The following is a 14,195-nucleotide window of genomic DNA, read 5'->3' as shown; positions in this document are numbered from 1 at the left end:
CAATGGAAGGATCTTCAATGGCACGGCTCGGCCGCACTGACGTCGACGTGTTCCCGCTCGTGCTCGGCGGCAACACGTTCGGCTGGACCAGCGACGAGAACGAGTCGCACCGGGTGCTGGACGCGTTCGTCGCGGGCGGTGGGAACTTCATCGACACCGCGGACAGCTACACCGCGGACGTGCCGGGCAACTCCGGCGGTGAGTCGGAGACGATCATCGGTTCGTGGCTGGCCGCCCGCGGGAACCGCGACGACCTGGTCATCGGCACCAAGGTGAGCCAGCACCCCGCGTTCAAGGGCCTGGCCGCCGGCACCGTGACGGCGGCGCTGGACGCCTCGCTGGTGCGGCTGGGGGTCGACCACGTCGACGTCTACTACGCGCACTTCGACGACCCCAAGACGCCGCTCGCCGAGACCGCCGGCGCGTTCGACGCGCTGCACAAGGCGGGCAAGATCCGGGTGGTGGCCCTGTCGAACTACACCGCTCCGAGGATCAGGGAGTGGCTCGACATCGCCCGCCGCGAGGGGTTCGAGCCGCCGGCGGTCGTGCAGCCGGACTACAACCTCGTGACGCGGCACCGCTACGAACGTGAGATCGCTCCCATCCTGGCGGAGGAGGGGATCGCGGCGGTGCCGTACTTCGCGCTGGCAAGCGGTTTCCTCACCGGCAAGTACCGCCAGGTCGGCCCGTACCGCAAGGCGCTGCCGTACTTCCAGCTGATCGGCGCGTTCGTCACCGGCAAGAACCGCAGGAACAAGCAGGAGTTCGGCGAGGTCGTCCGCCGCGTCCTGGCCAGCAGGTACTTCACCGAGGCGGGACTCGCGGTGGTCGAGGCGGTGGAGGAGATCGCGTCCGCCAGGGGAGTGGAGATGTCGACGGTGGCGATCGCCTGGCTGCGCGGGCGTCCCGGTGTCGTCGCCCCGATCGCGAGCGCCCGCACCGCCGAGCAGCTCCCCGCGCTGCTGGCGTCGGCGGAGTTCGAGCTCACCGAGGACGAGGTGGCCGCGCTGGACGAGGTGTCCGCACGGGTCGAGTAGGGGCTCCGGGGTTCTGGCCGAAATTCAGGAACGATTGTTCTTGACTGACCGTTCCTGAAAACGCTAGCGTTGTCGCCATGGGACGACGACGGTCTTTCGACGTGGACGAGGTCGTGGAGGCGGCTGCCGGGTTGTTCGCTCGCCGCACCTACGACGGTGTCTCGATCGACGACCTGGTCACCCGGCTCGGAGTGCATCGCAACAGCCTCTACGGCGTGTTCGGCAGCAAGCGCGGGCTGTACCTCGCGGCGTTGCGCCACCACGTCGACCAGGAGGTGCGTCCGCACCTGGTTCGAGCGGCGCAGTCGCAGGACGCCCCGACGTGGGATCTGCTGCTGCTCGCGGCGGTCGACCGCGCACCGGAGGACTCGGAAGTGGCCGAGCTGGTGTCCGCGGTCTTCGCCGAGCTCGACGAGGCGACGGGTGACCCGGCGGCCACGGATGTGTTGCTGGGCAAGTGGTTGCGCACGCGACCCGGCGCCGGGCACCGCGGAGCGGCCGCGTCCGACCACGTCCCACCGAACCCCGACGCGCCGGAAACGGCGTCCGACAAGGAGATCTGACATGGCTGTGGTCACTGTGCAAGGCCAGGACCTGGTGGTGGAGATGGAGGGTCTGGACAAGCTCTGGGCCCTGAAGAGCAAGCTGACGATTCCGCTGGCGAACGTCCGGGGCGCCACCGTGGACCCGGGCATCGTGGGTGAGCCGAAGGGTGTCCGGGCGCCGGGGACCCACGTGCCCAAGGTGATCACGGCGGGCACGTTCCACCACGAGGGCGAGAAGGTGTTCTGGGCGGTGCGGGACGGGCAGAAGGCCGTTGTGGTGGAGTTGGCCGACGAGACCTACTCCCGGCTCGTGGTGGAGGTCGACGACCCTCGCGCCGTGGTGGCGATGGTCGAGGCCGCGACCAGCCGATGACCTGGTCATCGAAGTTGACGTTGTTCGCGCACCACTGGCAAGGTCGATCTCCTGGGGGCTGGGGAGATCGAGAGGAAGCTCTGTGAAGTCGAGAAACGGACTTTTCGCGCTCGTCACGCTGGCACTGTCCGCGGTCCTGGCCGGGGCAGGCGCGGCGTCCGCCACCACCGCGCAGACCGTGGAGCTCGCCGCGCCCGCAGGCAGCGGCCTCCCGCCGTACGTCGCCGTGATCAAGCCGGTCACGGCGCAGCGGCTCGCTTCCAGCTGGCGTGAGGGTTGTCCCGTCGGGCCCGACCGGCTGCGGCTGGTCAGCCTGAGCTTCGTGGGCTTCGACGGTGCGGTGCACCGCGGTGAGCTGGTGGTCAACGCCGATCTCGCCGTCGAGGTCGCGCGCGTCTTCGCCGACCTGTACTTCGACCGGTTCCCCGTCGAGCGGATGGAGACGATCGAGAAGTACGACTCCGACGACGACGCGTCGATGGCGGCCAACAACACCTCGGCGTTCAACTGCCGCGCGATCACGGGTGGCACCGAGTGGTCCAACCACTCCTACGGGCGGGCCATCGACATCAACACCGTGCAGAACCCGTACATCTCCCGCAGCGGCGCGGTGTACCCGCCCAACGGCGCGCCTTACGTCGACCGCGCCCAGATCGTGCCCGGCATGATCCACGCGGGCGACGCCACCGAGCAGGCGTTCACCACGCGCGGCTGGACGTGGGGCGGTTCCTGGGACACGCCGATCGACTACCAGCACTTCGAGAAGCCCTGACACGAGAGGCGCCTGGGAGGGTGACGCACGGCACGTCCCGCAGGGGCTCTTCGACACCCTAAGGTCGAGGAATGCCCGATGATGGTCACCGTCCACTGTGGGCTGGACGTGTGGCCGCGTTGCTGGGCATCGCGCTCGTGGCGCTCACCCTGCGCCAGGCGGTCGCGGCGGTGTCGCCGATCATCGGCGACATCCGGGTGGACATCCCGATCTCGAACCTGGGCGTCGGGTTGCTCGGCACGTTGCCGCCGGTCCTGCTGGCGGTGTTCGGGTTCATCGCACCGCACGTCGCCCGTGTCATCGGCCTCGACGGCGGCATCGTGCTCGCGCTGCTCATGCTGACCCTCGGTCATCTGGTGCGCGCGTTCGCCCCGAACTTCGGGGTGCTGCTCGTCGGCAGTGTCGTCGCGCTGGCCGGCACGGGCATCGGCAACGTGCTGCTGCCGCCGATCGTGCGCCGCTACTTCCCGGACCGGGTGGCGTTGCTGACCGCGGTCTACGGCTGCATCGTGGGCGTGAGCACGGCCGTGCCCGCCGCGGTCGTCGCCCCCGTCGCCGAACAGCTGGGCTGGCGGTTCGCCCTCGGCATGTGGGCGGCGACCTCGATCGTCGCCCTCGCCCCGTGGATCGTCGTCATCGCCCGCGAACACCGCCGGCGGCTCGCGGACACCGTCGAGGTCTCGCCCTCCGCCGTCGTCACCGGGCTGTGGCGCTCCCGCGTGGCCCTGTCGATCACGGTGCTGTTCTCGACCAGCACGATCTGCACCTACGCGGCGTTCGCGTGGCTGCCGGAGATCCTCGGCGACATCGCCGGCTCGACCCCGACCGAGGCCGGCGTCCTGCTCGCCGTCACCGGCCTGATCAGCGTGCCCGGCGCCCTGGTCGTGCCGCTGCTCGTCGCCCGGCTGCGCAACGTCGGCCGGCTCATCGCCACCGGCACCGCCAGCTTCGTGCTCGGCTACCTCGGCCTGCTCCTCGCCCCGGCGACCCTCACCCTGGTCTGGGTGCTGCTCATCGGGTCCGGGTCGATCCTGTTCCCGATCTGCCTGGTGCTCATCAACGACCGCACCCGCACCCACGACGGCACGGTCGCCCTGAGCGGGTTCGCCCAGGGCATCGCCTACGGGATGGGCGCACTCGGTCCGCTCCTCGTCGGGCTGCTGCGCGACCTGAGCGGTGGGTGGACCGTGCCGTTGCTGTTCCTGCTGGCCGTCATCCTCGTGACCGCCGTCCCGGCCGTCACGCTCGCCAAGCCCGCGTTCGTCGAGGACGAGCTCGCCCGCTAGCGCTCACGAGCTCAGGTGGGCTCGCAGCCGTCCGACGATCTGCTCCTCGCCGAGCGCATCGGGGAAGTGGTCCACGTAGTCCCCTTCCGGCGACACCAGGTAGGTGATGGCCGTGTGCGGCACGGAGTAGCCGTCGGGGTCCTCGGGATCGTCCTTGCGCCGGGCGAAGACGCGGAACTCCTCCTTGGCGTGCTCGACGGCCTCGGCCGAACCGGTGAGCCCGAGGTGGCGGTGGTGCGGGCGCAGGAACTCCGCCAGCACCGCTGGTGTGTCGCGGTCCGGATCGACCGTGATGTAGAGCGGCTGCACGTCGTCCGCCTGGGCGCCCAGCTCACCGAGCACCCCGGACAGCTTCGCGAGGGCTCGCGGGCACACCACCCGGCAGTGCGTGAACCCGAAGAACACCAGCATCCAGCGCCCGCGGAAGGTCTGGTCGGTCACCGGCGTGCCGTGGTGGTCGACGAGGGAGAACGAGGGCCTGTCGAGTCCGGTGGTCATCGGTCCTGCCTGAAGGTGAAGGTGGTCGGCTTGTCGCCGCACAGAAGGAGAAGCTGATCCGCGCGGACGTGCGCGGCGTCCGCCCAAGGGCCGGTGAGCTGGGCGGCGGTGCCCTCGACGTGCCCGATGGGCTGCTCGTCGGCTTCCACCGTCCACCGGCCTCGGCCGACCAGACCGGTGACGACGACGGTGCCGTCGCCGGGATGCTGCCGGTCGCGGCGCAACCGGGTGTGCAGGACGCCGTCGACCACCTCCGCCCTGCTGACCTCGACATCGCGGTCGACCTTGCTCAGCGCGGGTTCGGTGAAGTGCTCCGGCCGCCAGGGCCGGTTGTAGATGCCCCACAGGCCGTCGGGCACGTTGAGCCGTGCGTACCCCAGCAGCACGTTGCCGGTCATGGGATCCATCGCGACCTGGTGCCCGTCGCCGTCGGTGGCGGCGTCGTTGCGCGGGTAGTACAGGCCGCCGTCCCGCCACTTCGGGCTCATGTACCGGTCGGCGTGGGCGAGAAGACCGCGCACGGTGTCGCCGTCCCCCATCTCGGACGCCCACACCGTCGTCCAGCCGAAGTCGCAGTTGTCCGCGACCACCTCCTGGCCCATCACCGGCGCTCGGGGAGGTGTGCGCACCGACAGGGTGCCGTCCGGGCCCGGAACGAGGAAGTCCGCGACCTGCCGGGGGTAGTGGGTGTGCACGAAGTCGTGGTTCCACATGTTCATCAGCGAGCCGCACCAGGCGTCCATCCACGGGGACGGGCCGTGGTTGGCCATGATGGTCCTGGAGTCCTCCAGCACCATCGAGTTGTAGTGCCCGCCGGCGTCGAGCCTGCCGAACCCGGCCCACGCCTGTTCGTACCCGGCGACCACCTCGTCGGCCCTGGTGCCCCCGGTGATCAGGTCGTGCAGCCGGAACCCCAGGATCGCCGGCTGGTTGCAGATCTGGAAGACGCAGTTCGGCTCGCAGGCCACCCCGAGGTAGCCGTTCTGCACCATCTGCCAGTAGATCTTCTCGTTGAGCGAGTGGCGGTCGTAGGAGAACCGCTTCTCCTGCCCGCCCCAGAAGAACGACCAGTGGGCGAACGTCAACGAGTCCTGCCGCGCGTACCGGTCGCTGCCGAAGAGGTGGTCGTGCAGCAGCGACATCGACTGGACGTAGGCGCTGTACATGATGTTGTCGCGCGCCACGGGGTCCCACTCCTCGTGCAGCCGGTCCGCGAGGTGGGCGTTGAACACCGCCCCGCCGCGGCTGACGTCCCGCCAGTACATCCACACCTCCGGCAGGAGGATCTTGTCGACCAGTCGCTGCATCGCCGGCTGGAACAGCCCGGGAGCGGCCGGCAGGCGGTGCACGTGCGTCAGGGCCAGGGCGTAGGCCATGTACGCCAGCTGGAACCGGAAGGCGCCGAAGTCGTCCTGGCCGTGGCCCTTGCCCTGCATCAGGGACCAGTCGTTGGGCAGCAGGCGGGACAGGTTGTCGAAGTGGCGGAGGTGGCCGAGCTGCTCGGCGTCGAGAACCCGCGCCGGCGAGGTGTCAGCGTTGCTCACCGATCCAGTCTCCTTGAAACCCTTGCCGGTGGGGAGGTAAGCGGTTTCCCCTCCGGACCTGGTGTCCGGAGGGGACTTCGGGTGTCAGCCCTTGAGCATCGTCTCGCTCAGCTCCCACAGCCGCCGCGCCGAGCCGGGGTCGACGGCGTGCCGGGCGACCAGGGAGGAGGCCATCGGGTCGAAGACCGGTTCCTCCAGCGCGGAGACCTCGTTGTTGCGCAGGTAGACGCCGCCGATGTCGTCGAGGAGCGGGCTGGTCGCGGCGAACACCGCGGTCGACGCCCCTTGCGCCGGGGTCTTCTTGTCGGTCTCCGGGTCGATGATCGCGGTGCCGTCGGCGTCGACCAGGCCCATCGCCTGGAACTGCGCGAGCGCGCCGTCGTGGAGGACCAGCGGCTCCCCGGCGGCGCGCTGGGGGCCGAGGCCGGTGCCCAGGACGATCCCGGGGTGGACCGCGTAGGCGCGGATGCCCTGCTCGGCGTACCGGCGGTCCAGCTCGACGGTGAACAGGACGTTGGCGGTCTTGGACTGGCCGTAGCCGGCCCAGCCGAGCTCGTCGTAGCCGCCCGCGGCGAACTGAGGGTCGTCCCAGCGGATGTCGGTCATCCGGTGGGCGCCGGAGGTCATGGTGACGACGCGGGCGCCGCCGGCGGCCAGGAGGGCGGGCAGCAGGTCGCGGGTCAGCTGGAAGTGGCCGAGGTGGTTCGTGGCGAGGTGCGACTCGAACCCGCGGGCGTCGTGGACCAGCGGGCCGCCCATGACGCCCGCGTTGTTGATGAGCACGTGCACCGGCTGCCCGGAGGCGACCCGGCGTGCGGCGAACGCGGTGACCGAAGCAGGGTCGGCGAGGTCGAGCCGGTCGACCGCCACGCCCTCGATGCCGGTCAGCGCGGCCGTGGCGCGGTCGACGTCGCGCGCACCGACCGTCACGGACGCGCCCGCGCCGCTCAGGGCGCGGGTCATCTCCCGGCCGAGCCCGGTGTGGCCACCGGTGATGATCACGTTCTGGCCGGTCAAGTCGATGCCCGCGAGGACGTCGTCGGCCGTGGACGCCGCGGTGAACGGGGATCCGATGGGGTGCTGAAGGCTCATGTGATCTATTCTGGGAGCGCCGCACCGGACTGGGAATCATTGAAAGTCCGCATTCCATGCGTGAGAATCCGGATGTGGTGGATGACCAGCTGTCCGAGGTCTTCGAGCTCGTCGAGGTGCGCGGCGTGCTGTCCGACGGCTTCGCCGTGAGCGGGCCCTGGGTCGTGAGCGGGGAGCTCGCGGAGGAGTCGTTGAAGCTCATCGCCTCCGTGACGGGGACGGCCGAGCTCACCGTCGACGGCGTGGACGAGCCTCTGCGCCTCGAAGCAGGGGACGTGGCGGTCCTCAACGGCCGGTCGTGGCTGAGGTTGCGCGGCGGTGAGGGAGACGGACCACCGGCGGAGCTGGTGCCCGGCGAACCCTTCGCGGCCCTGGCGGGCGCGGACCGCGCGGCGGCCGGGAACGTCTGCATCGGCGGCCGCATCGAGCTCAACGAGACGGGCCGCGCCCTGCTGCTGCCGGCGCTCCCACCGGCCGGCGTGGTCAGGGCTCCCGCCGCACCGAACCTGAGGCACGACCTGGACCGGGTGGCCGACGAGCTGATCGGGGGCCGCATCGGCTCGTCGTTCGCCATCCGGCAACGCGGTCAGCTGCTCGCGCTGGAGGTGATGCGCGCCTTCGCCGGCCATTCCGCGTTGCCGGCGGGATGGTTGCGCCTGCTGGCCGACGGCAGGCTGCGCCCGGCGTTGAGCCTGATGAGCGCGGACCCCGGCAGGCCGTGGGGACTCGAGGAGCTGGCTCGCGCGGCCGGCATGTCGCGCACCACGTTCGCGGAGCGGTTCCGCGCCGCGGCGGGGATGCCGCCCCTGGCCTATCTCGGCCACTGGCGGATGCTCCTCGCGCAACGGGCCCTGCGCGACGACGACGCGGGGATCCGCGCACTGGCCGGCGAACTGGGCTACGCGTCGGAGAGCGCTTTCAGCGCCGCGTTCAAGCGGGTGGTCGGTGAGGCGCCCGCGCACTACCGCACCAGGGTCCGCAGCGGTGCTTCCCGGTTCTGACGAAGGGAATCAGCCGACGGCACACCGTTCACACGGGGAGTCGGGGGTCTCCAGGTGCGTGCGAGCGTGAGCCTGGTCGGCGAGCGTCTCCGGGTACTGCGTCAACGCGCGCTCCCACAGCCGCCGGGCCTCCGACGGATGGCCGAGGCGCAGGGCGATGTGCGCCTGGCCCTCGGCGGCGCGGGCGATCTCCAGGGTCAGGTCGTGGTCGGTGGCCAGGCTTTCGGCGCGCTTGTGCAGGTTGGCGGCCATCTCGAGGTCGCCCAGCGCCTGGTAGGTCTCGCCGAGGCAGTTGAGCGCGTCGCACTCGACGTCGGCGACTCCGGCCGCCGCGCCCACGTCCAGGGCCAGCCGGCCCAGTTCCAGCGCTGCCGGGAGGTCGCCCTGGCGGCGGTGCAGGGCGGCCAGCCAGGCCAGTGCCCAGCCCTCGCCGAACCGGTAGCCGATCTCCCGGCTCAGGGTCAGCGCCTCCGTCAGGTGGGACGTGGCCCGGGCGTAGCGGTGGAAACGGCCGTGCAGCCGGCCGATGTTGGCCAGCGACAGCGCCTCGCCCTGCCGGAAGCCGGTGGCCCGGTTGATGGCGAGCGCCCGCTCGAACCGGTCCAGGGCCTCGGAGTGCTCGCCGAGGTCCGCTGCGACGAACCCGAGGTTGTTGATCAGGACGCCGACGTCGCGCAGGCTGCCCAGCGCCTCCGCCAGGTCGTGGGCCGTGCGGAAGCACTCCCGCGCCTCGCGGTAGCGGGCGAGCCGCAGGTAGGTGATGCCCAGGTCCGAGGTCTGGTACGCCTCGCCCGCCTGGTCGCCGGCGGCCCTGCTGATCAGCAGCGCCTGTTGCAGCAGCTCGATCGCCTCGGTGAGCCGGCCGAGCTCGCGGCGGATGACGGCGATGTTGGCCAGTGCGGTGGACTGGCCGCGCGGGTCGTCCAGCTGCCGCGCCGTGGCCAGGGCGCCCTCGAACAGGTGCAGCCAGGCGGCGCGGAGGTTCATCCGCTCGAGGAACGGCCGCAGCACGCAGGGCAGCTGCCAGGAGTGCGCGGGCCGGCCGGACGCCTGCGCCTGGCCGGCCACCGCCATCAGGTTGTGGTGCTCGGCCTCCAGCAGGCCGATCGCCTCGACCTCGTCGAGGGCCGGCGGCACCGGCACCGGGCCGGACGGGATGTCGGGTTCGAAGCGGGAGATCTTGCGCGCCATCGGGTCGCAGTGCAGGTGGGCCAGGTACAGGTAGTAGTCGAAGAGGCGGGCGGCCGCGTCGTGGCGGCCCGCCTCGGTCTCCTCGGCCTCGACGAGCTGCTCGGCGCAGTCGCGGACCAGGTCGTGGAGCTGGTACCGGCCGGCGGCGGGCTGCATGAGCAGGTTGCAGTCGCAGAGGCTCTCCAGCTGCTGCTCGGTCTCGTCCACGGGCAGGCCGGTCAGCGCGGCGACGGCGTACCGGTCGAAGTCCTGTCCGGGGTGGACGCCCAGCAGGCGGAAGGTCCGCCGCTGCAGCTCCGGCAGCGACTCGTAGGACAGCCGCAGCGTCGCGTACACGCTGAGGTCGTCCACGGCCAGCGTGTGCATCCGGCGGCGGGTCTCCCTCAGCCGTTCCGCCAGGTCCGCCACGGTCCAGGCGGGTCTGTGCCGCAGGCGGGACGCGGCGATCCGGATCGCCAGCGGCAACCGGCCGCACAGCTCGACCACGTCGTCGACCCCGGCCGGGTCGTCGGTGGCCCGGTCGGCGATGCGCCGGAAGAGCGCCACGGCGTCGGCGGAGGACAGCACGTCCAGCGAGACCGGTCGTCCGCCGTCCAGCGTCGTCAGCCGGCGGCGGCTGGTGACCAGCGCCAGGCCTTCGGTGGTACCGGGCAGGAGCGGGCGCACCTGGGCCGCTTCCGCCGCGTTGTCGAGCACGACGAGGATCCGCTTGCCCGCTGCCGTCGCACGCCAGCGCTCGACCCGTTCGGCGAGTCCTGGCGGGATCAGCTCGACCGGTGTCCCCGCCTGCCGGAGCAGGACGTCCAGCGCGGCCTCCGCGGTGCGCGGCTGCTTGCCGACCGTGTAGCCGTGCAGGTCGATGAAGTACAACCCGTCGGGGTAGTCGTCGGCCAGCAGCTCGGCCAGGCGGACGGCGAGCGCCGTCTTGCCGACGCCGCCCATCCCGTCGATGGCGGTGATCACCAGCGGTGCGGCCGGATGCCGGCGCACGTCGGTGAGCACCTGGCCGATGTCGGCCGACCGCCCGACGAAGTCGCTCGTGCCCGCCGGCAGGTGGCGTGACCGGGACCGGGGCGGTGGCGGGGGCTCGGGAACGGCACCGCGCAGGACCTGGGCGTGCGCTTCCCGGAGCTGTTCCCCCGGATCGAGGCCCAGCTCGTCGGCGAGCAGCCGCCGGCCTTCCTCGTACACGGTCAGGGCCTCGGTCTGCCGGCCCAGCGCGGTGAGCGTGAGCATGAGCAACGCGCGCAACGGCTCGCGGAAGGGGTGCTCGCCGACCAGACCGATCAGCTGGGCCACGAGCTCGTCGGCCTGGCCGAGCCGCAGCCGGAGCGCGCCCAGCCGCTCCACCGCGACCAGGTGCTGCTCGTCCAGACCGGCGGCCGCGGCGTTGATGGGGTCGAACGCCTGAAGAATGGCTACTGTGTTTACACGCCAAATAGCGGCGTCGTCCGACAGCGCCGCCCCCTTCTTTTCGGGGCCCCCGGACGCCTCCGCCCTCTCCGCCGCCTGGATCTCCGCCGAGAACCTGTGCAGGTCGAGGCTGCTCTCGGGCGCGATCAACCGGTAGCCCGCCGGCTCGGTGGCGATGCTGTCGCCGTCCCCACCGGCCGCGATGAACGCGCGGCGCAGAGCCCAGACCGCGTTGTGCAGCTGCGCCTGGGCCGTCGAGGGCACGGCCTCGTCCCACAGCCCGTCGACCAGGCGGTCAGGGGTCACCACCTCGTTGAGGTGCATCAACAGCATCGCCAGCAACCGCTGCTGGCGGCGGCCACCGAGGCGGACGATCCCCGCTCCCGTTCTCGCCTCGAGCGGCCCCAGGATCCGGAAGTCCATGCGCAACAACCCCCTTTGTGCTGCGTAGCGACACAGACAGTAAACCAACGAACAAGCCCGGCGAGGCCCGATAGAGAACGGAGAGGGGCCGTTGCCACGATGGCCTGGCTGGGGGAACTTCCTGGTGGGCGGCGGGAAATCGCCGCGAGTCGTTCGAAGAAGGAGTGTGCGCATGCGGAAAGCCGTGCTGACCGGCGTGGCCGTCGCGGTGGTCGCCCTGGGCCTGGTGCTGGGCCTGACCGGAGTGAGCGGGGGACCCTCGCCGATCCGGTCCGACGCCGACCCGACGATGATCAACAACGGCATCCCGGTCTGCTCACCCGGTTGCTAGACCGATGACGGAACCAGCTTCCACGGCGGCGAGCACCAGGGGCTTCGTCACGATGGCCGTCGCGCTGGCCGTGGTGTTCGCCGTGACGTGGTCGCTGCAGTTCGTCTCCCCGCGGTCGGCCTCGGTCTGGTGGGCGCGGCAGGCCCAGGCGGCGAGCCTGGTGTGGCACCAGGACTGGCGGGTCTTCACCAAGGTGCCGACCGGGTCGGACGTCCTCGTCTACGACGCACGGACCCTGACGCCGATCACCTCGTACGCCACCAGCGGCACCAACCGCTGGGGCCTCAGCAGGATCGCCTACACCCAGTGGATGGAGACCGCGGCGCTGGACCAGGACGTCCCCGCGGAGCAGTGGCACGACTGCTCCGCCGAGTCGATCGAGCAGTGCCGTCCGGCCCTGGCGTCGATCCCGGTCTTCACGGTGGCGAACCCGACCCGCGACGCGACCCTGTGCGGCCGGATCGTCTTCTCCCGGGAGACCCCGATCTCCTGGCGGGACGCCGAACCCGCCGCGGGCAGGACCCGCCGGATCGACTCCGTCTCGCTGCTGGACGTGACATGCGTCCGGTGACTCGTCTGTGGACGAGCGTGACCCACGCCGCGGACCGGTTCGAGCCGCGCGGCCTGCCGTTGAGCGTGGGCCGGTCCCTGTTGGCTCTCGCCAGCGGGTTGCTGCTGGTGCTCAGCCCGGACCGGGCCTTGTTCCCGCGCACGGCGGGGGTCGCCGACGGGCCGGTCTGCGACGGGATCGGCCGGGTCTCGCTGTGGTGCGTCGCCGAGTCCGCCGGCGTGGACCTCTTGGTGTGCCGGGTGATCGCGCTCGCGGTGCTCGTGGTCGTGGCACTCGGCTACCGGCCGCGGTGGACCTGCGTTCCGCACTGGTACGTCACGTACAGCCTCAGCGTGGCCGTGGTCCTGCCCGACGCGGGGGAGCAGGTGATCCGCATCCTCACGCTGCTGCTCGTCCCCATCTGCCTGGGTGACGGCAGGCGGTGGCAGTGGCGGCAGCCCGACGACCCGATGCCCGCCGTGTGGCGGGGACGGGCCTGGGCGGCGCAGCTGTTCGTCCGCGTGCTGGGCGTGACGATCTACCTCCAGGCGTCGCTGAGCAAGCTCGCCGTGCGGGAATGGCGGGACGGCACAGCGGGCTACTACTGGCTGGTGCACCCGCACTACGGCTCGGACATCGCGGTCCACGCGCCGCTCGGAACCCTTCTGCAGCATCAGATCGGCGTGTCGGCCGTGACCTGGGGCGCGCTGGCGGCCGAACTGACGATGGCCCTGTGCCTGCTCGGTTCCGGTCGCGTCCGCAGGGCGGGCTGGGCGCTCGCGATCGCCATGCACGGCTCGATCTCGGTCCTGATGGGGTTCACCACCTTCGCCATGACCATGGCAGGTCTGTGGGCGATCGCCTGCGCGGGCACGACGAAGTCCCGGGAACCCGCGAACTCCGCCTGACCGGACTCCCTCTCTCCACCGGTGCGAGTGCCGCTCTCCGACCCCCTCTCCGACGAAGAGGACGCCTCTCGCCCGGTGCGAGAGCCGGCTGAGAGAACTCGGTTCTAGCGTCGGACCGGTTGAGTCGATTCCGACAATCCGGCGTTGTGGGGGAAATCGTGTCGGGAACCATCCGCGGCCGTGTGGGCACGGCCTTGTCACCCGAGGTCGAACGGGTATCCGTCGAGATTCCGCTGCCTGCCGAGTCGCCCAGGCTGAACGGGGAGAACCTCGAGTACGTGCGGCTGCTCGCCGAGATCGGCACCGAACTGCCGCCGATCATCGTCAACCGCCGCACCAACAGGGTCGTCGACGGCATGCACCGGTTGCGCGCCGCCCGGTTGCGCGGCGACCGGGAAATCGACGTCCGCTATTTCGACGGCGACGACGAAACCGCGTTCCTGACCGCGGTGGAGATCAACGTCCGGCACGGGCTGCCGTTGTCCCTCGCCGATCGCGAGGCGGCCGCGACACGTGTGCTGGCCATCCGGCCGCACTGGTCGGACCGGGCCGTCGCGGAGCTGACGGGCCTCGCCTGGACGACGGTCGGCGCCCTCCGCAGGCGTGGTGGCGCGAACATCGTGCAGCCCGCGGCCCGGCTCGGCAAGGACGGCAGGAGCCGTCCCGTCGACGGGAGCGTCGGGCGGGTGCGGGCCGGCCAGGAGATCGAGGCCAGGCCGGACGCGTCGTTGCGGCAGATCGCGAAGGCGGCGGGGATCTCCGTGGCGACCGCGCGGGACGTGCGGGACCGGGTGCGGCGCGGGGAGGACCCCGTTCCCGAGCGGTTGCGCCGGAAGGCCGGGCAGGCGGGCAGGCCCGTGGAGGTCGTCGACGTGCTGGCGACCGTGCGCGGCCTGCGGAGCGACCCCTCGCTGCGGTTGACCGAGTCGGGCCGGGCGCTGCTGCGCTGGCTCGACGGCCACGTCATCGAAAGCGAGGAATGCGCGGCACTGGCGGCAGCCGTTCCACCGCATTGCGCCGAAGTCGTCGAGGCGATCGCGCGCAGGTGTGCCGAAACGTGGTCCGAGCTGGCCACCTCACTGCGGAACCACACCTGTTCAACCGGGTGATCACACCGGTCGAACACCGTGTCAGTCGCACTTCTTGCGTACTGGTCGCGGTGGCCGCCATTGTTCTGCGGGCCAGGCCGCGGCGTTTTCGGATTTCGCCCCGGTAGTGAAATCGCCGGCCG

At 71.2% G+C, this 14,195-nt stretch carries 14 protein-coding genes; 10 read left to right on the top strand and 4 right to left on the bottom strand.

Features of this window, described 5'->3' with window-relative positions; translation table 11 throughout:
• Positions 1-17: 17 nt before the first annotated feature.
• From ACFWV3_RS21250 to ACFWV3_RS21230, 5 genes are all read left to right on the top strand, one after another.
• Positions 18-1,037: an aldo/keto reductase gene (locus tag ACFWV3_RS21250; RefSeq protein ID WP_382413128.1), complete on the top strand. Its 1,020-nt coding sequence runs from the start codon at positions 18-20 to the stop codon at positions 1,035-1,037.
• Positions 1,038-1,114: 77 nt separating this feature from the next.
• On the top strand, positions 1,115-1,600 hold the full coding sequence (locus ACFWV3_RS21245) for a TetR/AcrR family transcriptional regulator (RefSeq protein WP_382413127.1): 486 nt from the start codon (positions 1,115-1,117) through the stop codon (positions 1,598-1,600).
• A 1-nt stretch (position 1,601) separates the two neighbouring features.
• A complete protein-coding gene (locus tag ACFWV3_RS21240) occupies positions 1,602-1,955 on the top strand; it encodes a hypothetical protein (RefSeq protein WP_382413126.1) in 354 nt (117 codons plus the stop codon).
• A gap of 82 nt (positions 1,956-2,037) precedes the next feature.
• Positions 2,038-2,727, top strand: a complete 690-nt coding sequence (locus tag ACFWV3_RS21235) for a M15 family metallopeptidase (RefSeq protein WP_382413125.1) — start codon at positions 2,038-2,040, stop codon at positions 2,725-2,727.
• Between the two features lie 71 nt (positions 2,728-2,798).
• Positions 2,799-4,013, top strand: a complete 1,215-nt coding sequence (locus ACFWV3_RS21230) for a CynX/NimT family MFS transporter (RefSeq protein ID WP_382413124.1) — start codon at positions 2,799-2,801, stop codon at positions 4,011-4,013.
• Between the two features lie 3 nt (positions 4,014-4,016).
• Here ACFWV3_RS21230 and ACFWV3_RS21225 read toward each other — a convergent pair whose 3' ends face one another.
• The 3 genes from ACFWV3_RS21225 to ACFWV3_RS21215 form a co-directional block, all read right to left on the bottom strand.
• Entirely contained in the window at positions 4,017-4,511 is a 495-nt protein-coding gene (locus ACFWV3_RS21225; RefSeq protein ID WP_382413123.1) for an SCO family protein, read from the bottom strand.
• Entirely contained in the window at positions 4,508-6,055 is a 1,548-nt protein-coding gene (locus tag ACFWV3_RS21220; protein ID WP_382413122.1) for a hypothetical protein, read from the bottom strand. The genes ACFWV3_RS21225 and ACFWV3_RS21220 overlap by 4 nt, the downstream gene beginning before the upstream one ends.
• Before the next feature lie 84 nt (positions 6,056-6,139).
• Positions 6,140-7,147 carry an SDR family NAD(P)-dependent oxidoreductase gene (locus ACFWV3_RS21215; RefSeq protein ID WP_382413121.1) on the bottom strand — a complete coding sequence of 336 codons (1,008 nt, stop codon included), beginning with the start codon at positions 7,145-7,147 and terminating at the stop codon, positions 6,140-6,142.
• Positions 7,148-7,221: 74 nt separating this feature from the next.
• On the opposite strand from ACFWV3_RS21215, the gene ACFWV3_RS21210 reads away from it, so the two are divergent.
• Positions 7,222-8,148 (top strand): AraC family transcriptional regulator, encoded by a 927-nt coding sequence (locus tag ACFWV3_RS21210; protein WP_382413120.1) that lies wholly within the window; start codon positions 7,222-7,224, stop codon positions 8,146-8,148.
• A gap of 9 nt (positions 8,149-8,157) precedes the next feature.
• Here the strand turns inward: ACFWV3_RS21210 and ACFWV3_RS21205 are convergent, their stop codons facing one another.
• Positions 8,158-11,175 (bottom strand): BTAD domain-containing putative transcriptional regulator, encoded by a 3,018-nt coding sequence (locus ACFWV3_RS21205; RefSeq protein ID WP_382413119.1) that lies wholly within the window; start codon positions 11,173-11,175, stop codon positions 8,158-8,160.
• 172 nt (positions 11,176-11,347) lie between these two features.
• Between ACFWV3_RS21205 and ACFWV3_RS21200 the strand changes: the two genes are divergently transcribed.
• The 4 genes from ACFWV3_RS21200 (at position 11,348) to ACFWV3_RS21185 (ending at position 14,073) form a co-directional block, all read left to right on the top strand.
• Complete coding sequence (locus ACFWV3_RS21200; RefSeq protein ID WP_382413118.1) at positions 11,348-11,506, top strand: hypothetical protein; 159 nt, start codon at positions 11,348-11,350, stop codon at positions 11,504-11,506.
• A 4-nt stretch (positions 11,507-11,510) separates the two neighbouring features.
• The gene (locus tag ACFWV3_RS21195; RefSeq protein ID WP_382413117.1) at positions 11,511-12,077 is read left to right on the top strand and encodes an SdpA family antimicrobial peptide system protein; all 567 of its coding nucleotides are present in this window, start codon (positions 11,511-11,513) and stop codon (positions 12,075-12,077) included.
• A complete protein-coding gene (locus ACFWV3_RS21190; RefSeq protein WP_382413116.1) occupies positions 12,074-12,964 on the top strand; it encodes a sporulation-delaying protein SdpB family protein in 891 nt (296 codons plus the stop codon). The genes ACFWV3_RS21195 and ACFWV3_RS21190 overlap by 4 nt, the downstream gene beginning before the upstream one ends.
• Positions 12,965-13,122: 158 nt before the next feature.
• On the top strand, positions 13,123-14,073 hold the full coding sequence (locus tag ACFWV3_RS21185) for a ParB/RepB/Spo0J family partition protein (protein ID WP_382413115.1): 951 nt from the start codon (positions 13,123-13,125) through the stop codon (positions 14,071-14,073).
• The last annotated feature ends 122 nt before the right edge of the window (positions 14,074-14,195 follow it).

It is taken from the genome of Lentzea sp. NPDC059081 (genome assembly GCF_042738015.1).
Lineage (GTDB): Bacteria > Actinomycetota > Actinomycetes > Mycobacteriales > Pseudonocardiaceae > Lentzea.
The sequence above is the reverse complement of the archived record's forward strand: the minus strand, read 5'-3'. Positions and strand labels throughout refer to the sequence as shown.